General features: G+C 59.9%; 20 protein-coding genes. 11 read left to right on the top strand and 9 right to left on the bottom strand.

From position 1 onward, the window contains the following. Positions 1-41: 41 nt before the first annotated feature. A complete protein-coding gene (locus tag KCG87_RS18220) occupies positions 42-719 on the top strand; it encodes a TetR family transcriptional regulator (protein WP_027612854.1) in 678 nt (225 codons plus the stop codon). A gap of 117 nt (positions 720-836) precedes the next feature. On the opposite strand, the gene KCG87_RS18215 is transcribed toward KCG87_RS18220, so the two are convergent. From KCG87_RS18215 to KCG87_RS18200, 4 genes are all read right to left on the bottom strand, one after another. Continuing rightward, a complete protein-coding gene (locus KCG87_RS18215; protein WP_134787379.1) occupies positions 837-1,691 on the bottom strand; it encodes a shikimate dehydrogenase in 855 nt (284 codons plus the stop codon). Beyond that, a complete protein-coding gene (gene aroQ, locus KCG87_RS18210; protein ID WP_210558624.1) occupies positions 1,688-2,137 on the bottom strand; it encodes a type II 3-dehydroquinate dehydratase in 450 nt (149 codons plus the stop codon). The genes KCG87_RS18215 and aroQ overlap by 4 nt, the downstream gene beginning before the upstream one ends. 196 nt (positions 2,138-2,333) lie before the next feature. Then, a complete protein-coding gene (trmA, locus tag KCG87_RS18205; RefSeq protein WP_098965728.1) occupies positions 2,334-3,413 on the bottom strand; it encodes a tRNA (uridine(54)-C5)-methyltransferase TrmA in 1,080 nt (359 codons plus the stop codon). Then, the gene (locus tag KCG87_RS18200) at positions 3,410-4,705 is read right to left on the bottom strand and encodes an NCS2 family permease (RefSeq protein WP_003228434.1); all 1,296 of its coding nucleotides are present in this window, start codon (positions 4,703-4,705) and stop codon (positions 3,410-3,412) included. The genes trmA and KCG87_RS18200 overlap by 4 nt, the downstream gene beginning before the upstream one ends. Positions 4,706-4,929: 224 nt before the next feature. On the opposite strand from KCG87_RS18200, the gene KCG87_RS18195 reads away from it, so the two are divergent. Both KCG87_RS18195 and KCG87_RS18190 read left to right on the top strand, forming a co-directional pair. Continuing rightward, positions 4,930-5,379: a DUF4879 domain-containing protein gene (locus tag KCG87_RS18195; protein WP_210558625.1), complete on the top strand. Its 450-nt coding sequence runs from the start codon at positions 4,930-4,932 to the stop codon at positions 5,377-5,379. Between the two features lie 67 nt (positions 5,380-5,446). Beyond that, entirely contained in the window at positions 5,447-5,998 is a 552-nt protein-coding gene (locus tag KCG87_RS18190; protein ID WP_210558626.1) for a DJ-1 family glyoxalase III, read from the top strand. Positions 5,999-6,004: 6 nt separating this feature from the next. Here the strand turns inward: KCG87_RS18190 and KCG87_RS18185 are convergent, their stop codons facing one another. Next, complete coding sequence (locus tag KCG87_RS18185; RefSeq protein ID WP_210558627.1) at positions 6,005-7,243, bottom strand: MFS transporter; 1,239 nt, start codon at positions 7,241-7,243, stop codon at positions 6,005-6,007. Between the two features lie 539 nt (positions 7,244-7,782). Between KCG87_RS18185 and KCG87_RS18180 the strand changes: the two genes are divergently transcribed. From KCG87_RS18180 to KCG87_RS18170, 3 genes are all read left to right on the top strand, one after another. Next, a complete protein-coding gene (locus KCG87_RS18180) occupies positions 7,783-9,225 on the top strand; it encodes a cytochrome ubiquinol oxidase subunit I (RefSeq protein ID WP_210558628.1) in 1,443 nt (480 codons plus the stop codon). Positions 9,226-9,228: 3 nt separating this feature from the next. Further along, a complete protein-coding gene (gene cydB / locus KCG87_RS18175; RefSeq protein ID WP_007963753.1) occupies positions 9,229-10,236 on the top strand; it encodes a cytochrome d ubiquinol oxidase subunit II in 1,008 nt (335 codons plus the stop codon). Positions 10,237-10,319: 83 nt separating this feature from the next. Further along, entirely contained in the window at positions 10,320-10,487 is a 168-nt protein-coding gene (locus tag KCG87_RS18170; RefSeq protein WP_007963754.1) for a DUF2474 domain-containing protein, read from the top strand. Positions 10,488-10,562: 75 nt separating this feature from the next. Here the strand turns inward: KCG87_RS18170 and KCG87_RS18165 are convergent, their stop codons facing one another. Next, the gene (locus KCG87_RS18165) at positions 10,563-11,687 is read right to left on the bottom strand and encodes a class I SAM-dependent methyltransferase (RefSeq protein ID WP_135296608.1); all 1,125 of its coding nucleotides are present in this window, start codon (positions 11,685-11,687) and stop codon (positions 10,563-10,565) included. A gap of 151 nt (positions 11,688-11,838) precedes the next feature. Further along, on the bottom strand, positions 11,839-12,567 hold the full coding sequence (locus tag KCG87_RS18160; RefSeq protein WP_098965721.1) for an autoinducer binding domain-containing protein: 729 nt from the start codon (positions 12,565-12,567) through the stop codon (positions 11,839-11,841). A gap of 330 nt (positions 12,568-12,897) precedes the next feature. Here KCG87_RS18160 and KCG87_RS18155 point away from each other — a divergent pair, with 330 nt between their 5' ends. Next, positions 12,898-13,674, top strand: a complete 777-nt coding sequence (locus tag KCG87_RS18155; RefSeq protein ID WP_027612842.1) for a ferredoxin--NADP reductase — start codon at positions 12,898-12,900, stop codon at positions 13,672-13,674. Between the two features lie 42 nt (positions 13,675-13,716). Here KCG87_RS18155 and mscL read toward each other — a convergent pair whose 3' ends face one another. Then, positions 13,717-14,130, bottom strand: coding sequence for a large-conductance mechanosensitive channel protein MscL (gene mscL / locus KCG87_RS18150; protein WP_027612841.1), 414 nt, complete (start codon positions 14,128-14,130; stop codon positions 13,717-13,719). 285 nt (positions 14,131-14,415) lie between these two features. Here mscL and katB point away from each other — a divergent pair, with 285 nt between their 5' ends. The 3 genes from katB to radA are packed head-to-tail and all read left to right on the top strand — an operon-like array spanning position 14,416 to position 17,965. Further along, positions 14,416-15,957 (top strand): catalase KatB, encoded by a 1,542-nt coding sequence (gene katB / locus KCG87_RS18145; protein WP_115988853.1) that lies wholly within the window; start codon positions 14,416-14,418, stop codon positions 15,955-15,957. 60 nt (positions 15,958-16,017) lie between these two features. Further along, entirely contained in the window at positions 16,018-16,554 is a 537-nt protein-coding gene (locus tag KCG87_RS18140) for an ankyrin repeat domain-containing protein (protein ID WP_098965717.1), read from the top strand. Positions 16,555-16,597: 43 nt separating this feature from the next. Continuing rightward, the gene (gene radA / locus KCG87_RS18135; protein ID WP_210558629.1) at positions 16,598-17,965 is read left to right on the top strand and encodes a DNA repair protein RadA; all 1,368 of its coding nucleotides are present in this window, start codon (positions 16,598-16,600) and stop codon (positions 17,963-17,965) included. A 149-nt stretch (positions 17,966-18,114) separates the two neighbouring features. On the opposite strand, the gene KCG87_RS18130 is transcribed toward radA, so the two are convergent. Beyond that, positions 18,115-18,483 (bottom strand): PilZ domain-containing protein, encoded by a 369-nt coding sequence (locus tag KCG87_RS18130; protein WP_210558630.1) that lies wholly within the window; start codon positions 18,481-18,483, stop codon positions 18,115-18,117. A 159-nt stretch (positions 18,484-18,642) separates the two neighbouring features. Between KCG87_RS18130 and KCG87_RS18125 the strand changes: the two genes are divergently transcribed. Beyond that, positions 18,643-20,709, top strand: a complete 2,067-nt coding sequence (locus KCG87_RS18125; RefSeq protein ID WP_210558631.1) for a carbon starvation CstA family protein — start codon at positions 18,643-18,645, stop codon at positions 20,707-20,709. The last annotated feature ends 13 nt before the right edge of the window (positions 20,710-20,722 follow it).

Here is a 20,722-nt window from a genome sequence, read left to right as displayed (position 1 = left end):
CCATAATCGCCAACCTGTGCAGTGATGGCCGTGAGCCCGCAATGACAATGACTTCAGAACTCCCCGCCGCTCCCGTCGAATCCGGTATCGAGCCGCGCAAGAGTCGCAAGAACAACCCGGAAAAAACCCGCGAGAACATCCTGCAGGAGGCGATCGTCGAGTTCGTCCAGCAGGGCTTGTCCGGCGCCCGCGTCGACGCGATCGCCGAGCGTATCCACACCTCCAAACGCATGATCTATTACTACTTCGGCAGTAAGGAGCAGTTGTACGTCGAGGTGCTGGAGAAGCTTTACGGCGACATCCGCAGCACCGAAAACCGCCTGCACCTGGCCGAGTTGCCGCCGGTGGTGGCGATCCGTCGACTGGTGGAATTCACCTTCGATCACCACGACCGCAACGTCGATTTCGTGCGCATCGTCTGTATCGAAAATATTCACAACGCCGAGTTCGTGAAGCGTTCGGACACGATCAAGGCGATGAACAATACGATCCTCGATTCACTGGGCGAGATTTTGCGGCGCGGTGCCGAGGAGGGGGTCTTCCGCGCCGGGCTGGACGCGCTGGATGTGCACTTGCTGATCAGTTCGTTCTGTTTCTACCGCGTCTCGAACCGCCATACGTTCGGTGAGATTTTTCAGATCGACCTGCCGGACGAAAGCATCAAGCAGCGTCATCGCGAGATGATCTGCGAGTCGGTGTTGCGCTACTTGCAGCCGTGACACCTATCCAATGTGGGAGCGGGCTTGCTCGCGAAAGCGGCGTGTCAGCCTATACATCTAGCGCCTGACACACAGCCTTCGCGAGCAAGCCCGCTCCCACAGGATCGATGTTTATCTTCAGCCGTTCATGCTTTGAAAATGCGCAAGCATCCGCTGCGCATCCGGCACCACGCCGCTGAACAATTCAAACGCCTTCACCGCTTGAAACACCGCCATGTTGCCGCCGTCCAGCGTGCGGCAACCCAGCGCGCGGGCGTTGCGCAGCAGTTCGGTTTCCAGCGGGAAGTAAACGATCTCCGCCACCCACAATTCCTTGCGCAGCAACTCCACCGGCACTGGCATCCCCGGCAGTTTGGCCATGCCCATCGGCGTGGTATTCACCAGACCATCGGCCTGATTCAGCGTGCCCGGCAGATCTCGCCCGGCCACCGCGCGGCCTGAGCCGAAATGCTGGTTGAGGTTGTTCGCCAGACTCTCGGCACGTTCGCGGTCGACGTCGAAAATGCTCAGTTGCTGTACGCCTTCGCTCAGCAGCGCGTGGGCCACTGCCGCTCCCGCACCGCCGGCCCCCATCTGGACGACACGTTCACGCGCAGCGTCCTTCAGGCCTCGGCGAAAACCTTCGGCAAAACCCAGGCAATCAGTGTTGTGGCCGATGCGTTTGCCGTCCTTGAGCACCACGGTGTTGACCGCGCCGATGCCCCGGGCTTCCGGGGACAGTTCGTCGAGCAGCGGGATGATCGCCTGCTTGCACGGGAAAGTAATGTTCAGGCCGGTGTAGTTCATCCGCTCGGCCGCCTGCAGCAAGTCGGGCAGGGCGTTGCTGTCCAGATGCAACTGATCGAGATCAATCAGCCGATACAGGTAGCGCAAGCCTTGGGCGTCGCCCTCATGTTCATGCAGTGCTGGCGTGCGCGAGGCTTGAATACCCGCACCGATCAGGCCAGCCAGTATTACCGGTTTACGGGTCATGCTGCGCGCCCCTTCAGTCGCTGACTGAAATGCTCCAGGGCCAGGCGATAGCCATGGCTGCCGAAGCCGCACATCACCGCCGTGGCGATGGCCGAGACAAACGAGTGGCGGCGGAATGGCTCACGCGCATGCACGTTGGACAGGTGCACTTCGATCACCGGCAACTCACTGGCCACCAGCGCGTCGCGGATCGCCACCGAGGTGTGCGTCCACGCCGCCGGGTTGATCACGATCCCGGCGCAACGGCCGCGTGCCGCATGAATCCAGTCGAGCAATTCGCCTTCGTGATTGGTCTGGCGAAACTCCACGGCCAGGCCGAATTCTTCGGCAGCGCGGCCGCACAGAGCAGAAATATCAGCCAGGGTTTCGTGACCGTAGGTTGCCGGTTCACGAGTGCCGAGCAGGTTCAGGTTCGGGCCGTTGAGCACCAGAACGATAGGGGGCATGGGGGCAAACTCCACTTATTGTTTTTGGCTTGGGCCGAAGGTTTCAGCCTGTGGAGGTAAAATGTACCAGATGGTTACCATGGTCAATTGAGCAACGTTGCGCTTGGCGCTTAGTGTTCGTTAATCGCACAAAACAAAACATCACCCACAAAAAAGCCGTCAATCACGACGGCTTTCTCGTATCTGGCATTCGCCATCAACGCCGGGTCAGCAACACCCCGGACTCCATGTGATGTGTCCACGGGAACTGGTCGAACATCGCGCAGCGGGTGATGCGGTGCGTGTCGTGCAGTTGGGCGATGTTGGCCGCGAGGGTTTCCGGGTTGCAGGAGATGTACAGGATATTGTCGAAGCGCCGGGTCAGCTCGCAGGTGTCCGGGTCCATGCCGGCGCGCGGCGGGTCGACGAATACGCTGCCGAACTCGTAGCTTTTCAGGTCGATGCCTTGCAGGCGACGGAACGGGCGCACTTCGTTCAGCGCTTCGGTCAGCTCTTCGGCGGACAGGCGCACCAGCGTGACGTTATCCACAGCGTTTTCGCTGAGGTTGCTCAGTGCGGCGTTGACCGAGGTCTTGCTGATCTCGGTGGCCAGCACTTTGCGCACACGGGTGGCGAGCGGCAGGGTGAAGTTGCCGTTGCCGCAGTACAGCTCCAGCAGATCATCGCTGCGATCGCCCAGCGCTTCGAATGCCCAGTTCAGCATCTTCTGGTTCACCGTGCCATTGGGCTGGGTGAATGCGCCTTCCGGCTGGCGGTAGCTGAAGGTGCGACCACCGACTTCGAGTTTCTCCACCACGTAATCGTGGCCGATGACTTCGCGCTTGCCCTTGGAACGCCCGATGACGCTGACGTTGAGATCAGCCGCCAACTTCGACGCGGCCGCATGCCAGTGCTCGTCCAGCGGACGGTGATAGCACAGGGTAATCATCGCATCGCCGGCCAGGGTGGTCAGGAACTCCACCTGGAACAGCTTGTGGCTCAGCGCCGAACTGGCCTGCCATGCCGCCTTGAGCTGCGGCATCAACTGGTTGATGCGCAGGCTGGCAATCGGGAACTCTTCGATCAGGATCGGCGTGCGCTTGTCGTCCTGGGAGAACATTGCGTAGTGCCGCTCACCGGCCTCGCGCCACAGGCGAAATTCCGCACGCAGGCGGAAGTTCTGCAGCGGCGAGTCGAACACGGTCGGCTCTGGTGCATCGAACGGGGCCAGCAGGTCACGCAAACGCGTGACCTTGTCTTCGAGCTGAGTGGCGTAGGCCTGGGAATCGAAAGTCATGCGTTGAACCAACCCAACTTGATCACAAACAGAATCGACAGAATCACCAGCGCCGGGTTCAGCTCACGGGCGCGGCCCGACAGCAACTTGATCACGGTCCAGGAGATGAAGCCGAAGGCGATGCCGTTGGCGATCGAGTAGGTGAACGGCATGGCCAGCGCGGTGACCACGACCGGTGCGGCGACGGTGATGTCTTCCCAGTCTATTTCCGCCAGACCGGAAGTCATCAGCACGGCGACGAACAGCAACGCCGGTGCGGTGGCGAATGCCGGAACGCTGGCCGCCAGTGGCGAGAAGAACAGCGCCAGCAGGAACAGGATAGCTACCACTACAGCCGTCAGACCGGTACGCCCGCCAGCGCTCACGCCAGCCGCGGATTCGATGTAGCTGGTGGTGGTCGAAGTACCCAGCAGCGAGCCGGCCATCGCCGCGGTGCTGTCGGCGATCAGTGCCCGGCCCATTTTCGGCATGTGGCCGTCCTTGCCCATCAGTCCGGCGCGTTTGGCGACGCCGATCAGGGTGCCGGAGTTGTCGAACAGGTCGACGAACAGGAAGGCGAAGATCACGCTGACCAGACCGATATCCAGCGCGCCCTTGATGTCCAGTTGCATGAAGGTCGGGGCCAGCGAAGGTGGCATCGAGGTCACGCCGCCGAACGGGGTGAAGCCCATGGCGATGGAAATGATGGTCACTGCCAGAATGCCGATCAGCACTGCGCCGCGCACTTTCAGCGCTTCGAGGGCGACGATCAGGGCGAAGCCGAGGGTGGCGAGGATCGGCGCCGGGGCTTTCAGGTCACCGAGGCCGACCATGGTCGCCGGGTTGCTGACCACGATGCCGGCGTTATGCAGGGCAATCAGCGCCAGGAACAGGCCGATACCGGCGGCAATCGCCGAGCGCAGGGGCAGCGGGATGCTGTTGATGATCCATTCGCGGATGCGGAAGATCGACAGCAGGAAGAAGCACACTGCCGAGATGAACACCGCGCCCAGCGCCACTTGCCAGGTGTGGCCCATGTGCAGGACCACGGTGTAAGTGAAGAAGGCGTTCAGGCCCATGCCAGGCGCGAGGGCGATCGGGTAGTTGGCGATCAGGCCCATGATGGTCGAGCCGATGGCGGCTGCCAGACAGGTGGCGACGAACACCGCGCCCTTGTCCATGCCGGTCTCGCCGAGGATGCTCGGGTTGACGAACAGAATGTAGGCCATGGCCAGGAAGGTCGTGACGCCCGCCAGAATCTCGGTACGCACGTTGGTGTTGTGTGCCTTGAGTTGAAACAGCCTTTCCAGCATGTCTGCTCCCCGTGGCGCGCGCGGCGCCGTAAATGTATCGACCTCAACAGCAAAGCACAGACCGTCGCAAGCGCCTGGGATTTTGTGGTGGGCCGGAAAAAGCCGCGCATCATACCAGCAGCGTGAGGAATATGGCGGTTGTTGGTGCCGAACGTCGTCGAAGTTTTGCCACAGGGCCAACTGCGCCATACTGCGCGCTGAATTTTTTGGGGAAATACGATCACATGGGCAAGCGCTGGATCAAGGCTTTCTGGGTAATGGCCGGGCTGATGGCCGGGTCGACGGCGGCGCTGGCAGCCTCGGCGCCACCATTGACTGAAGTTAAGGTGATCAAGGTTCAATCGCCGGCCTGTGGTCTGGAAGACATCGGCGATAACCAGCCGCAAACCCAGTGCAATCACAGCGGCCCGAGCATCAAGGTGTTCGTGCTGGAAATCGGCTATGGTCAGAACCAGCCGCATGCCACGCTGGACGGTTTTGAAGTCAACGGCACCCGGGCGCCGGTGTGCGCCTTTGATAACGGCAACCTGACTGAGTGCAAGCCCGGCAGCAACACCGTCGGCTCACTGTATACCTTTGATCTGGCGGGCAAGCAGGAAGGCACCTTCACCTTCAGTAACACCTCGATCAACGCGCCACGCAACACCCTGTCGGCCCAGCTTTACATCAAGTAACGGCTGTCACCGGACGGGGCAGGACAAAGCTGACTACGCTTGGAAGATCACCCAGCGGATGGCGCCCATGACCTTTAGAGCCCTGATTACCCTCGCCGAGGGCATCGATGATCTGCAAAGCGTGACCCTGATCGATGTGCTGCGCCGCGCCGGTGTCGAAGTGGTGGCGGCCAGCATCGAAGGCCGGCGCATGCTGACCTGCGCGCGCGGTACGCGCCTGACGGCGGATGGCATGCTGGTCGATGTGCTGGCACAGACTTTTGACCTGATCGTCCTGCCCGGCGGGGTGGTCGGTTCACAACATCTGGCGGCACATCAGCCGCTGCAGCAATTGCTCAAGGATCAGGCCAGCGCCGGACGCCTGTTCGCCGCCATCGCCGAAGCCCCAGCCATCGCCCTGCAAGCCTGCGGCGTATTACGCCAACGGCGCATGACCTGCCTGCCGAGTGCCAGTCATCAATTGTCGGGCTGTACGTTTGTTGATCAACCGGTGGTGGTCGACGGCAATTGCATCACCGCCCAAGGCTCCGGCGCCGCACTGACCTTTGCCCTGACGCTTGTGGAGCAGCTTGGCGGCAAGGCGTTGCGGGCGAAAGTGGCGGGGGAGATGTTGGTTTGACGAGAGTCAGACCTTCGCCTCTTCCACCGGCACATGCATCCGGTCGCGGTTGGCCAGGGTCGGGAACAGTTTGATCCACGTTCCGGTGACCACCAGCGTTCCGATTCCGCCCATCACCACCGCCGGGACGGTGCCGAACCAGTGCGCGGTGAGGCCGGATTCGAATTCGCCCAACTGGTTCGAGGCGCCGATGAATAGGCCGTTCACTGCGCTGACCCGGCCGCGCATTTCGTCCGGAGTTTCCAGCTGCACGAAGGAGGCGCGGATCACCATGCTGATCATGTCCGCCGCGCCGAGCACCACCAGCACCACCAGCGAGAACCAGAACGAGGTCGACAGACCGAAGGCGATGGTTGCGACGCCGAACACGCCAACGGCGGTGAACATCACCCGGCCAACATTGCGCTCGACGGCAAATCGCGCCAGAAACAGTGACATCCCCAACGCACCAACCGCCGGCGCCGAACGCAGCAGGCCCAGGCCCCATGGGCCGGTGAGCAGGATGTCCTTGGCGAACACCGGCAGCAACGCGGTGGCACCACCGAGCAGCACGGCGAACAGATCCAGCGAGATCGCCCCGAGGATGTCCGGGCGGCTGCGAATGAAGCGGATGCCCGCCAGCAACGAGTCCAGCGTGGCCTTGCCTTTGTTCAGTGGCGTCTGCCGGGCGGGCAGGTTGAGCATCAAGGTGCAGGCGATGACATAGAGCAACACCGTCGGGCCGTAGACCCAGACACTGCCAAACGCGTAAAGCAAGCCACCGAGGGCCGGAGCGACAATGGTGGCTGACTGTTGAGCCGACTGCGCTGCGGCGACCGCCCGTGGAAACAGGGCGCTGGGCACGATGCTCGGCAGCAGCGCCTGGGTCGTCGGCATTTCGAAGGAGCGCGCCGCACCGAGCAGGAAGGCGAGGATAAAGATCATTTCCCGGGTGACGTGGTCGGTCGCACTGCCGATGGCCAGTGCCAGGGCAATCAACGCCTGCAACGACTGACAGATCGCCGCGACCCGACGTCGGTCATAGCGGTCGGCGACATGCCCGGTGTGCAGCATGAACAGCACCCGTGGCGCGAATTCCACCAGACCGACCAGACCCAGGTCGAGCACGTTGCCGGTCAACTGATACAGATTCCAGCCGATCGCCACGGTGAGCATCTGAAAGCTGCTGGCGGTGAAGATTCGGGCGAACCAGAACGCAAGAAAAGGACGATGGTGACGTAACAGCAGGGGCTCTTGGCTGGGCATCTGAAGGCAGGTCTGGCTCTTGGGGGAACCGCGAGGTTATCACCAGTCTGTAACAGGAAGTTGCTATGACAAAAAATTTAGTTAGCCAGACATCTATCGCTCCCTGGCATACCTCATCTCAATGTGGTGAGGGGATTTATCCCCGATCGGCTGCGCAGCAGTCGTAAAAAATTGACGATGCACCAAAAGGCAGGATGTCTGTGGGGCTGCTTCGCCGCCCATCGGGGATGAATCCCCTCACTACAGGTCGTGCAGCTCTGAGGAGTGTCTTTCAGAACGTTGCCCAGGCAATGAGGCAACTTGTCACGCGGCAAACGACCACGCCGTTCTTCGTCGGAAATGGGACTACTCTTTTAACGTTGCTTGATCCAGATCAAGACCCTCCCGGGCCATGCTCTGGTGGCCCGTTGGCCAGACTCCCTGCGTTGCGATGGCTGTTAAAAAAGAACGAATCAGAATTCGCCGCACTCCATATCCGTGGGGGCAGTAGGCAGGGGCCACAAGCCCCAATGCCGGTATTACCTGACAGAGGAAGACTTATGTTCGGTTTAGAGGCACTCGATCTCGCCCGAATTCAGTTCGCGTTCACCATCTCGTTCCACATCCTGTTCCCGGCCATCACCATTGGTCTGGCGAGCTACCTGGCGGTGCTTGAAGGGTTGTGGTTGAAAACCCATAACGACACTTACCGGGATCTCTACCACTTCTGGTCGAAAATCTTTGCCGTCAACTTCGGCATGGGTGTGGTCTCCGGTCTGGTCATGGCTTACCAGTTCGGCACCAACTGGAGCCGTTTCTCGGACTTCGCCGGTTCCGTCACCGGACCGTTGCTGACCTACGAGGTGCTCACGGCATTCTTCCTTGAGGCCGGTTTCCTCGGGGTGATGCTGTTCGGCTGGAACAAGGTCGGACGCAAACTGCACTTCTTCTCCACGGTAATGGTGGCGATCGGCACGCTGATCTCGACATTCTGGATCCTCGCTTCCAACAGCTGGATGCAGACGCCGCAAGGCTTCGAGATCGTCAACGGTCAGGTGATCCCGACCGACTGGCTGGCCATCGTGTTCAACCCGTCGTTCCCGTATCGCCTGATGCACATGGCGACCGCTGCGTTCGTGGCCACGGCGTTCTTCGTTGGCTCGTCGGCGGCCTGGCACCTGCTTCGCGGCAAGGACAACCCGGCGATCCGCACCATGCTGTCGATGGCGATGTGGATGGCGCTGATCGTCGCGCCGATCCAGGCGGTTATCGGTGACTTCCACGGCCTGAACACCCTTGAGCACCAGCCGGCGAAAATCGCTGCGATCGAAGGTCACTGGGAAAACAAAGGCAACGAAGCGACCCCGTTGATCCTGTTCGGCTGGCCGGACATGAAAGAAGAGAAAACCAAATTCGCCGTGGAGATTCCGTACCTCGGCAGCCTGATCCTGACCCACTCGCTGGACAAGCAGGTGCCGGCGCTCAAGGAGTTCCCGCCTGAAGACCGGCCGAACTCGACCATTGTGTTCTGGTCGTTCCGGGTCATGGTCGGCCTCGGCTTCCTGATGATCTTCACCGGTCTGTGGAGCCTGTGGCTGCGCAAGCGCGATTCGCTCTACACCTCGCGGCCGTTCCTGTATCTGGCGTTGTGGATGGGGCCGTCCGGCCTGATCGCGATCCTCGCTGGCTGGTTCACCACTGAAATCGGTCGGCAGCCGTGGGTGGTCTACGGGCTGATGCGCACGGCGGATGCCTCGTCCAATCACAGTTTCATGCAGATGAGCATCACCCTGATCATGTTCGTCGTGGTGTATTTCGCGCTGTTCGGTGCGGGGCTTGGCTACATGATGCGCCTGGTGCGCAAAGGGCCGAAAACCGACGAAGGCAAGGAAACCAACGACGGTGGTCCTGGCCAGAAACGCACTCCGGCTCGGCCGTTGTCCGCAGCCGATGATGAAGGTACCGACGCCGACTCGCAGCGTAGCCTGGAAAAGGAGATTTGACTCATGGGTATTGATCTTCCGCTGATCTGGGCCGTGATCATCATCTTCGGCATCATGATGTACGTGGTCATGGACGGCTTCGACCTGGGGATCGGGATTCTCTTCCCGTTCATCCCGGGCAAGACCGACCGTGATGTAATGATGAACACCGTCGCCCCGGTTTGGGACGGCAATGAAACCTGGCTGGTACTGGGCGGCGCGGCGTTGTTCGGCGCGTTCCCACTGGCCTATTCGGTGGTGCTGTCGGCGCTGTACCTGCCGTTGATCTTCATGCTGATCGGCCTGATTTTTCGCGGTGTGGCGTTCGAGTTCCGCTTCAAGGCCAAGGACGACAAGCGCCACCTGTGGGACAAGGCGTTCATCGGCGGTTCGGTGGCGGCGACGTTCTTCCAGGGCGTGGCACTCGGGGCTTTCATCGACGGTTTGCCGGTGGTCAATCGGCAATACGCCGGCGGTTCACTGGACTGGCTGACACCATTCACCCTGTTCTGCGGCGCCGCGCTGGTGGTGGCCTATGCCTTGCTCGGTTGCACCTGGTTGATCATGAAGACCGAAGGCAAGTTGCAGGAGCAGATGCACAACCTCGCGCGGCCGCTGGCATTCGTGCTGTTGGCGGTGATCGGCATCGTCAGTCTGTGGACGCCGCTGGCTCACCCCGAGATCGCGACACGCTGGTTCAGCATGCCGAACCTGTTCTGGTTCATGCCGGTGCCGATTCTGGTGCTGGTGACGCTGTACGGGCTGATCCGCGCGGTGGCGCGCAATGCCAACTACATGCCGTTCCTGCTGACCCTGGTGCTGATATTCCTCGGCTATAGCGGTCTGGGCATCAGCCTGTGGCCGAACATCGTGCCGCCGTCGATCTCGATCTGGGACGCCGCCGCACCGCCGCAAAGTCAGGGCTTCATGCTGGTCGGTACGCTGTTCATCATCCCGTTCATCCTGGGTTACACCTTCTGGAGCTACTACGTGTTCCGCGGCAAGGTCACCCATGAAGACGGTTACCACTGATCTCTCGCTCTGCTCACCCTGTGAGAGCAAGCCGGCTCGCGGTGGCGTCCTCAGCGACGCCATCGCCCAAGAGGAACGATGCAATGAACGGCAAACATTCCCTGCACGAGATTGAAGAAGCCGAAAAAAAGCCGCTGTGGCAGCGGCTCGGCTGGTTGGCCCTGATCTGGATCGGTAGCGTCGGCGCGCTGTTCATTGCCGCCAGCCTGATGCGCCTGTTCATGAACGCGGCCGGCCTGACCACACACTGAAACATCCCGTCCCGCTGCCCTTGGGCACGGTTTTATGACCCTCCGCATTGCGGAGGGTTTTTTTTGCCTGACGCTTTACTTGCGGGCTTTGAGAATCACGAATTTCGGTGTGGCAGCCACTTGCTCGACGCCACGGAACAGCCGCGCCAGTTTGCTGTGATAACCCAGGTGCCGGTTGCCGACGATGTACAACGCACCGCCCACCACCAGCGCCTCGCGGGCCTGCTGGAACATGCGCCAGGCGAGGAAATCGCCGACCACCTGTTGTTGATGGAACGGCGGATTGCACAGCACTACGTCCAGCGATTGCGGCGCCTGTCCGGCCAGACCATCGCCAGCGCGCACGAGCACTTCGCGCTCGCCCAGCGCGGCGCGCCAGTTCTCGGCGGCCGATTGCACGGCCATGAACGATTCGTCGACCAGCGTGTAGTGCGCGTCGGGGTTGTGCAGGGCGCTGGCGATGGCCAGGACGCCGTTACCGCAGCCGAGGTCGGCGACCCGGGCGCTGCCGAGGTTCTTGGGCAGGTGCGGGAGAAAAGCTCGGGTGCCAATATCCAGGCCTTCACGGCAAAACACGTTGGCGTGGTTGAGCAATTCGATGGCCGGCTCGTCGAGCTGATAGCGCGAAGGGTAGGGCGAGGTCGCCGGAGCTTTGGCTTCAGGCGTTGCGATCAACAGGCGAGCTTTCTTCACCGCCAGTGAAGCCTGTACCGGGCCAATGTAACGCTCCAGCAGATCACCGGCTGCGCGCGGCAAATGCTTGACCATGGCCGCTGCCACCACTTCGGCGCCGGGTGCCAGTAGCCCTTGCAGGCGGATCAGTTGCTCTTCCAGCAATGCCAGCGTCTTGGGCACGCGGATCAGCACTCGGTCGAACGGCCCGACCAACGGCTCACTGGCCGCAATTCCGCGCACGGCATCAAATGCCAGGCCGTTGCGTACCAGGTTCTTTTCCAGGCCCTGGAATGCGAGAAACGAGTCGCCACTGCTGCTGACCTGAACCTTGCCCGCCAGACTCGCCGCCAGCGCTCCGAAGCTGTCATTGAGTACCAATACCCGAGTGTCTGCCGTCGGTTGTTGCGCTGCCAGATGATTGAGCAGGTATTCGTCAGCCGCATCGAACGCTTGCAGCGGTTCATTCTGCTGCTCGGGCTGGCGGATCAGGTCGAGTTGGGCAAAGGGCGTTTCGAGCAAGGGCATGGTACGGGAACTCTGGTTATTCAACGGGTGGCCCGCAGCCCAGGGCATCGCGCAGCGGAACCGTCCGAGTGAAATACAACGTCAAGGTTCACGTCATCACTCAGGAAGGTCGCAGATGGTACGTTTTTTTCCGTTGAAATACTCGCAGCTTTTAGTGGGCAGGCATGTCGAGAAGGCCGCAACTCTTGGCAGCAATGACCGCAGAAATCTTGTTGCAGACGTTCAGTTTGAGAATCACGTTTTGCACGTGGTAATTCACCGTCCGCTCGCTCAGGCAGAGGATCCTGGCAATCTCATAGGCCGTCTTGCCGAGCGCCGATAGCTTGAGCACTTCCAGTTCTCGCGGTGAAAGGCGTGGGGGGGCGGGCTTTTTGACCGGTTTGGGCAAGGTTTTGGCGAACAGGTCACTCAGGTGGCTGGTCGCGTAAAACATATAGCCAAAATGCTCGTACAACTCGAGCGGACTTAATGGACCGTTTTTCCTGGCGAGGCTCAGGGTGCTGCACAGCCCGCTGTCTTCGTGGTGGAACGACTGCGACCAACCGTGTCGCAATCCATGTTTCTGTTGGGCGTCCCACAGCGACAAGGTTTGCGAAAACACGTCCTCGGTCCAGACAATCGGCAGCATTGAACGACTGCAGTGTGCTATTACCGGATCGATTTTCCGGTAGTTTTGTCTTTCATAAAGTTGGTTCCACTCTTTCGGATAGTTATTGATTTGCAAGGTCTTTAAGTCAGCGTTCCGATTGTTTGATGTCAATGAGATGGCACAAAAATTGAAGCCAATATTTTGAGCGAATCGCAGCAAGATCGGATAAGCGGTCTCTATTTCTCTTGCGAAAGTCAGTTGCTTTAATTGCGACTCCTTCCACATTTCCATCACTCACTCTCCATGAGTCGTTCGTAGGGTGCTTTTTATGGATCCAATCGGATCCTGCACGCAACCGAGTGTAGGACAGGTCTTACAAATGGCGTTGAATTTTTTTGCTCTTGGAGGAGGCGGTTAGTTGCTGGAAAGGTTATTAGTCATCAATAACGCGTTGGATTTAACCTGTCATTCAATCGGACTTTGAATACCGCTGTATTAACGGCATTTGGGTTTAATTCTCATTTTTTCGGGCGGTCTGAACGGTAAACCACTACAAAAGCAGTGGTGTTTATGCTCTGAGTTTGCGCGAGACTGTCAGGGTCTTTTCCGTGGAGTGCCCCCATGACTGTCAGCGCAGATAAATTTACTGCCCAGACCTTGCTCGACGTGCAGCCTTTGACCCCCAGTCTGTTTACCCTGCGCACCACGCGCGATACGGGCTTCAGGTTTCGCGCGGGACAATTCGCTCGCCTGGGGGTGACAAAGGCTGATGGCAGCACGGTCTGGCGTGCTTACTCGATGGTCTCTTCACCCTTCGACGAGTTTCTCGAGTTCTTCTCCATCGTGGTGCCAGGTGGCGAATTCACCAGTGAACTTAGTCGCTTGCAGGTCGGCGATACCCTGCTGGTGGAACGCCAGGCCTTTGGTTACCTGACGCTGGATCGGTTTGTCGACGGTCGGGATTTGTGGCTGTTATCCACCGGGACCGGGGTTGCGCCGTTTCTGTCGATTCTGCAGGACTTCGAAGTGTGGGAGCGATTCGAGCGGATCATTCTGGTGTACAGCGTGCGCGAAGCGCGGGAACTGGCCTATCAGTCGTTGATTGCAGAACTGTCCGAGCGTGATTACCTGGCAGAACACGCCCATAAACTGCAGTTCATTCCCACCGTTACCCGAGAAAAGGTTCCTGGTGCCTTGCATGGCCGTATTACCAGCCTGATTGAAAGCGGCGAGCTGGAGCGTGAAGCCGGCGTTGAACTGGCCCCCGAGCACTCGCGCGTCATGCTGTGCGGCAATCCGCAGATGATCGACGACACCCGGGCACTGCTGAAGAAACGCCACATGAGCCTGAGCCTGACGCGGCGGCCGGGACAGGTGGCGGTGGAAAACTACTGGTAAAAAAACGGCGCCATCAGGCGCCGCTCTTTATTCATCAAGCAGTCAAGGCCGGTTGTTCTGGGCCTTGAGCAGATCGCGGATCTCACCGAGCAACTCTTCTTCCTTGGTCGGAACCGGTGGCAGGGAAGGGGCTACGGCTTCTTCGCGTTTAAGGCGGTTGATGGCTTTGACACCCATGAAGATCGCGAAGGCGACGATCACGAAGTCCAGAATGCTCTGGATGAATTTACCGTAAGCCATGACCACGGCAGGGGCGTTGCCCTCGGCGGCTTTAAGCGTGATGGCCAGATCACTGAAGTCCACCCCTCCGATCAACAGGCCGATTGGCGGCATGATCACGTCGCCGACAAACGACGAAACAATTTTGCCAAAGGCGGCACCGATGATGATACCGACGGCCATGTCGACCACATTGCCTTTGACCGCGAAGGCCTTGAACTCACTAAGCACGCCCATAGGTTATTTCCTTGTTACAGATGAGGTTGGTGTACGCAGTGTAAATCAGCAAACGCGTCCTGCGCGAAACACCTTCTTACAATGCCCGTTTTTATCGACCGATAAATCTGCAATTAGTTTGCAAAGTGCCACTAATCGCGCGCGAAATACGCCGTAACACGCTGATCGGGAAGCCAAAATTTTCAATCGTCGGGTTACGAACTTTCTATTTATGTTCGCGGACTTAGCCCTCTAGCCTCTGGTTGGCGCACCTGGATGCGCCCAAAAGAACCAGAGGAACCTGATATGAATTCCACCCTTGGACTGGGGGCTTTTCCCCATCGCCGTACGCTCGGCGTACTCACCGCCAGCCTGTTGACCTTCTCCGTGCACGCCGCGCCCCTGACCCGGGATAATGGTGCAGCGGTGGGCGACAATCAGAACTCGCAAACCGCCGGCGCCAACGGCCCGGTGCTGCTGCAAGACGTGCAACTGATCCAGAAACTCCAGCGTTTCGACCGTGAGCGCATTCCCGAGCGTGTGGTACATGCCCGCGGTACCGGTGCCCATGGCACGTTCACCGTGACCAACGACCTCAGCGACCTGAGCAAGGCCAAGGTATTCGCTGCCGGGCAGGTGACGCCAGTGTTCGTGCGCTTCTCCGCAGTGGTTCACGGTAACCACTCCCCGGAAACCCTGCGCGATCCACGGGGCTTTGCCACCAAGTTCTACACCGCTGATGGCAACTGGGACCTGGTCGGCAACAACTTCCCGACCTTCTTCATTCGCGACGCGATCAAGTTTCCGGACATGGTCCATGCGTTCAAACCCGATCCACGCACCAACCTTGACGATGACTCGCGTCGTTTCGACTTCTTCTCCCACGTGCCGGAAGCCACTCGCACGCTGACCGAGCTGTATTCCAATTCGGGTACCCCAGCCAGTTATCGGGAAATGGACGGTAATGGCGTGCATGCCTACAAGTTGGTTAACGCCAAAGGCGAAGTGCACTATGTGAAGTTCCACTGGAAAAGTTTGCAGGGCATCAAAAACCTGACACCTGAACAAGTCGAGAAAGTTCAGGGCAAAGATTACAGTCATATGACTAATGATCTGGTCAGTCATATCAATAAGGGTGATTTCCCGAAATGGGACTTGTACATCCAAGTGCTGAATCCACAAGATTTGTCCAAGTTTGATTTCGATCCATTGGACGCTACCAAGATCTGGCCGAATGTTCCTGAGCGAAAAGTTGGACAAATGGTGTTGAACCGTAATCCGGCCAATGTATTCCAGGAAACCGAACAAGTTGCCATGGCCCCGGCCAATGTTGTGCCGGGTATCGAACCTTCAGAAGATCGTCTGTTGCAAGGTCGAGTGTTTTCTTATGCCGATACGCAGATGTATCGCCTGGGTGCAAACGGCCTGCAACTTCCGATCAATGCGCCAAAAGTTGCGGTCAACAATGGCAATCAGGACGGTGCGATGAACTTCGGTGCCACGGCGTCTGGCGTGAACTATCAGCCAAGCCGCCTGCAACCGCGTGAAGAGCCGCAGAGCGCGCGTTACAGCCAACTGGCACTGTCGGGCAGCACCCAGCAGGCGAAGATTCAGCGTGAGCAGAACTTCAAACAGGCCGGGGATCTGTATCGCTCGTTCAGCCAGCAGGAGCGTCAGGACCTGATCGCCAGCTTCGGCGGTTCGCTGGCGACCACCGATGACGAGAGCAAGCACATCATCCTGTCCTTTCTTTATAAGGCAGATCCGGAATACGGCACCGGTGTGACCAAAGTGGCCAAGGGTGACCTGAGCCGGGTCAAGGCGCTGGCAGCGAAACTGGTCGACTGATCTCGACGCCATGCAACGCGGGGCCTGATTCAGGCCCCGTTCTGCCCAAGGAGAGCGTTTATGCGTGCCTTTCTTTTACTGTTGCTCGGTTGCCTGTCATTTACAGCGCTGGCCGAACAGAACCCCGAGGCGATCAAGGCGCAGTTGCAGGATTACTATTTCGATGCCGCCCGGCGTGGTGATGTGCCGATGCTCGAGACCTTTATCGAGTCCGGTTATTCCCTCGATACCCGCGACAGCAAGGGCTACACCGCACTGATTCTGGCGGCGTATCACGGCCAGGGCGCGGCAGTTGACCGGTTACTGGCGGCAGGCGCTGATGCCTGCGCGCAGGACCAACGCGGCAATACGGCGCTGATGGGGGCGATTTTCAAAGGCGAGATGCAGATTGCTCGAAGGCTGATGGCCACCGATTGCAGCCCCGATCAGCGCAACGGCGCAGGCCAGACTGCGGCGATGTACGCCGGGTTGTTCAAGCGTGTCGAACTGCTCGATGCGCTCAAGGCCAAGGGTGCCGACCTCAATGCCGAAGACCCGCTGGGCAACAGCGCCGCGCGTCTGGCCAACGGCGAAATCCGCACCGCCGCGCCGCGTTGAGCGGTGGCTGCGTTATCATCTCGGTTTTTGCCGGGGGATCCAGATGGCCAAGGCCAAGCGCATGTACGGCTGCACCGAGTGCGGCGCAACCTTTCCCAAGTGGGCGGGCCAGTGCGGCGAGTGCGGCGCCTGGAACACCCTGACCGAAACCATGATCGAAAGCGGCGGGGCCACGGCGCCCACCGGGCGTACCGGCTGGGCCGGGCAGCAAGCGCAGATCAAGACCCTGGCCGAAGTCAGCATCGAGGAGATTCTGCGCTTCTCCACCGCCTCCGGTGAGCTGGATCGGGTCTTGGGTGGCGGTCTGGTCGATGGCTCGGTGGTGCTGATCGGTGGTGATCCGGGCATCGGCAAGTCGACGATTCTGTTGCAGACCCTGTGCAACCTCGCCAAGAGCATGCCGGCGCTGTACGTCACCGGTGAAGAGTCCCAGCAGCAAGTGGCGATGCGCGCCCGGCGTCTGGGGTTGCCCCAGGATCAACTGCGGGTGATGACCGAAACCTGCATTGAAACCATCATTGCCACCGCCCGTCAGGAAAAACCCAAGGTGATGGTGATCGACTCGATCCAGACCATTTTCACCGAACAACTGCAATCAGCGCCGGGTGGCGTCTCGCAGGTACGTGAGAGCGCGGCGTTGCTGGTGCGTTATGCCAAGCAGAGCGGCACGGCGATTTTCCTCGTCGGTCATGTCACCAAGGAAGGCGCGCTCGCCGGCCCGCGGGTGCTGGAGCACATGGTCGATACCGTGCTGTATTTCGAAGGCGAATCCGATGGCCGTTTGCGTTTGTTGCGGGCGGTGAAGAACCGTTTCGGTGCGGTCAACGAGCTGGGTGTGTTCGGCATGACCGACAAGGGCCTGAAAGAAGTCTCCAACCCGTCGGCGATTTTTCTGACCCGTGCCCAGGAAGAAGTCCCGGGCAGTGTGGTCATGGCGACGTGGGAAGGCACCCGGCCGATGCTGGTGGAAGTGCAGGCGCTGGTGGATGACAGTCATCTGGCCAATCCACGGCGCGTGACGTTGGGCCTTGATCAGAACCGATTGGCAATGTTGTTGGCGGTGTTGCACCGTCACGGTGGTATTCCGACCCACGACCAAGACGTGTTCCTCAACGTGGTCGGCGGGGTGAAGGTGTTGGAGACAGCATCGGATCTGGCGTTGATGGCGGCGGTGATGTCGAGCTTGCGCAACCGGCCGTTGCCGCATGATTTGCTGGTGTTTGGTGAAGTCGGTTTGTCCGGCGAAGTGCGCCCGGTGCCGAGCGGGCAGGAGCGCTTGAAGGAAGCGGCCAAGCATGGCTTCAAACGGGCAATCGTGCCCAAGGGCAATGCGCCGAAGGAGGCGCCGCCGGGGTTGCAGATCATTGCCGTGACCCGGCTGGAACAGGCGCTCGACGCACTGTTCGAGTAACCGCCGTTCCCTTGTTTGAATGAAATCCTGTAGTGAGGGGATTTATCCCCGATGGGCTGCGCAGCAGACCCAGATTTATCAGGGCCGCTCCGCGCCCCATCGGGGATAAATCCCCTCACCACAAGAGTGTTCCCACGTTGATTTGGCGGCTAGATTTCGATCAAGGCACCCAATTCGCGCTCAAGCTCGGTTTCATCCGCAAGATTCAGCTCGATCAACCGCCGCAAGCGCTGGATCGATTCCAGACTGATATGCCGGCATTCAAACCCCAGTTGCCCGTGATCCTCGTGGGCCAGATGCACATCCATCTGAATATTCACGTCATCGCTCAGATGAATGTCGACGAAGAAATCCTGCTCCTTGTCCCCCAGCCACGGCTCCGGCTTCTCGATCAGCAAGCCCTTGAGCGACAGATCGATCAACTTCACCGGCCAGATGAATTGGCCCTGACTCAGCTCGGTTCTGGCATCGAACGCAATACGTTTGAAGCGACGGCGATTGGCTGGGTGTTCGCTCATGGCGCAATCCTCGGGAGAGTTCGCTGACTATAGACCCGACTCGCGGGTGGCTGCCAATCAACGAGCCGTCTAGACCAACGTCGGGGTATGGCCTTTGGCGCCGTAAGCGCTAAACTCGGGGTGGCTGTCTTTCTTGTCCACCCTGGCTGGAATAATAAAATGAAAAATAATAATAGCCTGCTACGCCACTTACCCTGGCTAGTGCTGGCAATCGTAGGAGCGTGCGCCCTGGGCGTAGTGGCATTGCGCCGAGGAGAGGCGATCAACGCCTTGTGGATCGTGGTCGCGGCAGTGGCCATTTATCTGGTTGCGTACCGTTACTACAGCCTGTTCATCGCCAACAATGTGATGCAACTGGATCCGCGTCGGGCCACCCCCGCCGTGCTCAACAACGACGGTCTGGACTACGTTCCAACCAACAAACACATTCTTTTCGGTCACCACTTCGCAGCGATCGCCGGCGCAGGACCTCTGGTCGGCCCGGTACTGGCGGCGCAGATGGGTTATCTGCCCGGCACGCTGTGGCTGATTGCCGGGGTGGTGCTGGCGGGCGCGGTGCAGGACTTCATGGTCCTGTTCATGTCGACCCGGCGCAACGGCCGTTCCCTGGGCGACATGGTGCGTGAAGAAATGGGCCGCATCCCCGGCACCATCGCCCTGTTTGGCTGCTTCCTGATCATGATCATCATCCTCGCGGTGCTGGCGCTGATCGTGGTCAAGGCACTGGCGGAGAGCCCATGGGGCATCTTCACCGTGATGGCGACCATCCCGATCGCGATGTTCATGGGCATTTACATGCGCTACATCCGCCCGGGCCGCATCGGCGAGATCTCGGTCATCGGTGTGTTGCTGCTGCTCGGTTCGATCTGGCTCGGTGGGCAGATTGCCGCTGATCCGGTGTGGGCCAAGGCCTTCAGCTTCACCGGCGTGCAAATCACCTGGATGCTGATCGGTTATGGCTTCGTCGCCGCCGTGTTGCCGGTGTGGCTGATCCTCGCGCCACGCGACTACCTGTCGACGTTCCTCAAGATCGGCACCATCATCGCTCTGGCGATCGGCATTCTGGTAACCATGCCCGAGCTGAAAATGCCGGCGCTGACCCAGTTCGTCGACGGCACCGGGCCGGTGTGGAAGGGCGGTCTGTTCCCGTTCCTGTTCATCACCATCGCTTGCGGTGCGGTGTCCGGGTTCCACGCACTGATCTCTTCGGGCACCACGCCGAAGTTGCTGGATAACGAAACCAACGCGCGTTACATCGGTTACGGCGGCATGCTGATGGAATCGTTCGTGGCGATCATGGCCATGGTTGCCGCTTCGGTGATCGAGCCGGGCGTGTACTTCGCCATGAACAGCCCGGCCGCCGTGGTCGGCGGTGACGTCGCATCGGTGGCGCAGATGGTCAGCAGCTGGGGCTTCGCGATCACGCCGGAGGCGCTGCAAGCGGTGGCGCATGACATTGGCGAAACCACCATCCTGGCTCGTGCCGGCGGTGCACCGACCCTGGCGGTCGGTATCGCGCAGATTCTGCACAGTGTCCTGCCGGGTGAAAACACCATGGCGTTCTGGTACCACTTCGCGATCCTGTTCGAAGCGTTGTTCATTCTGACTGCTGTAGACGCCGGCACCCGTGCCGGGCGCTTCATGCTGCAGGACCTGCTCGGCTCCTTCGTTCCGGCGCTGAAACGTACCGAATCGTGGACCGCCAACCTGATCGCCACCGCCGGTTGTGTGGCGATGTGGGGCTGGTTGCTGTATCAGGGCGTGATCGACCCACTGGGCGGCATCAACACCCTGTGGCCGCTGTTCGGTATCTCCAACCAGATGCTGGCCGGTATCGCGCTGATGCTCGGCACCGTGGTCCTGATCAAGATGAAGCGCCAGCGCTACATCTGGGTCACCCTGCTGCCAGCCGCCTGGCTGCTGATCTGCACCACCACCGCAGGCTTCATCAAGCTGTTCGACGCCAACCCGGCGATCGGCTTCCTGTCGCTGGCCAAGAAGTACAGCGATGCCCTCGCCGCCGGCCAGGTCATTGCCCCGGCCAAGAGCATCGATCAGATGCAGCACGTGATCTTCAACGCCTACACCAACGCAACGCTCACCGCACTGTTCCTGTTCGTGGTCTTCAGCATCCTGTTCTATGCGCTCAAGGTCGGCATCGCCGCCTGGGGCAAAAAAGAGCGTACGGATAAAGAATCGCCATTCCAGGCCCTGCCGGACGCGTAACCAGAGGATTGCA

The organism is Pseudomonas sp. MWU347 (genome assembly GCF_017947305.1).
Taxonomy (GTDB): domain Bacteria; phylum Pseudomonadota; class Gammaproteobacteria; order Pseudomonadales; family Pseudomonadaceae; genus Aquipseudomonas; species Aquipseudomonas putida_A.
Note: the sequence above shows the minus strand (reverse complement) of the source record. Positions and strands in the feature narration are given on the sequence as shown.

What these genes read in the sequence shown, in the direction of transcription:
- KCG87_RS18190 (WP_210558626.1), top strand. Translation starts at nt 5,447, where the DNA reads ATGACCTTTAGAGCCCTGATTACCCTCGCCGAGGGCATCGATGATCTG.
- KCG87_RS18160 (WP_098965721.1), bottom strand. Translation starts at nt 12,567, where the DNA reads ATGGAAATGTGGAAGGAGTCGCAATTAAAGCAACTGACTTTCGCAAGA.
- KCG87_RS18220 (WP_027612854.1), top strand. Translation starts at nt 42, where the DNA reads ATGACAATGACTTCAGAACTCCCCGCCGCTCCCGTCGAATCCGGTATC.
- mscL (WP_027612841.1), bottom strand. Translation starts at nt 14,130, where the DNA reads ATGGGCGTGCTTAGTGAGTTCAAGGCCTTCGCGGTCAAAGGCAATGTG.
- KCG87_RS18155 (WP_027612842.1), top strand. Translation starts at nt 12,898, where the DNA reads ATGACTGTCAGCGCAGATAAATTTACTGCCCAGACCTTGCTCGACGTG.
- cydB (WP_007963753.1), top strand. Translation starts at nt 9,229, where the DNA reads ATGGGTATTGATCTTCCGCTGATCTGGGCCGTGATCATCATCTTCGGC.
- KCG87_RS18165 (WP_135296608.1), bottom strand. Translation starts at nt 11,687, where the DNA reads ATGCCCTTGCTCGAAACGCCCTTTGCCCAACTCGACCTGATCCGCCAG.
- trmA (WP_098965728.1), bottom strand. Translation starts at nt 3,413, where the DNA reads ATGACTTTCGATTCCCAGGCCTACGCCACTCAGCTCGAAGACAAGGTC.
- KCG87_RS18125 (WP_210558631.1), top strand. Translation starts at nt 18,643, where the DNA reads ATGAAAAATAATAATAGCCTGCTACGCCACTTACCCTGGCTAGTGCTG.
- KCG87_RS18200 (WP_003228434.1), bottom strand. Translation starts at nt 4,705, where the DNA reads ATGCTGGAAAGGCTGTTTCAACTCAAGGCACACAACACCAACGTGCGT.
- katB (WP_115988853.1), top strand. Translation starts at nt 14,416, where the DNA reads ATGAATTCCACCCTTGGACTGGGGGCTTTTCCCCATCGCCGTACGCTC.
- radA (WP_210558629.1), top strand. Translation starts at nt 16,598, where the DNA reads ATGGCCAAGGCCAAGCGCATGTACGGCTGCACCGAGTGCGGCGCAACC.
- KCG87_RS18215 (WP_134787379.1), bottom strand. Translation starts at nt 1,691, where the DNA reads ATGACCCGTAAACCGGTAATACTGGCTGGCCTGATCGGTGCGGGTATT.
- KCG87_RS18195 (WP_210558625.1), top strand. Translation starts at nt 4,930, where the DNA reads ATGGGCAAGCGCTGGATCAAGGCTTTCTGGGTAATGGCCGGGCTGATG.
- KCG87_RS18130 (WP_210558630.1), bottom strand. Translation starts at nt 18,483, where the DNA reads ATGAGCGAACACCCAGCCAATCGCCGTCGCTTCAAACGTATTGCGTTC.
- KCG87_RS18170 (WP_007963754.1), top strand. Translation starts at nt 10,320, where the DNA reads ATGAACGGCAAACATTCCCTGCACGAGATTGAAGAAGCCGAAAAAAAG.
- KCG87_RS18185 (WP_210558627.1), bottom strand. Translation starts at nt 7,243, where the DNA reads ATGCCCAGCCAAGAGCCCCTGCTGTTACGTCACCATCGTCCTTTTCTT.
- aroQ (WP_210558624.1), bottom strand. Translation starts at nt 2,137, where the DNA reads ATGCCCCCTATCGTTCTGGTGCTCAACGGCCCGAACCTGAACCTGCTC.
- KCG87_RS18180 (WP_210558628.1), top strand. Translation starts at nt 7,783, where the DNA reads ATGTTCGGTTTAGAGGCACTCGATCTCGCCCGAATTCAGTTCGCGTTC.
- KCG87_RS18140 (WP_098965717.1), top strand. Translation starts at nt 16,018, where the DNA reads ATGCGTGCCTTTCTTTTACTGTTGCTCGGTTGCCTGTCATTTACAGCG.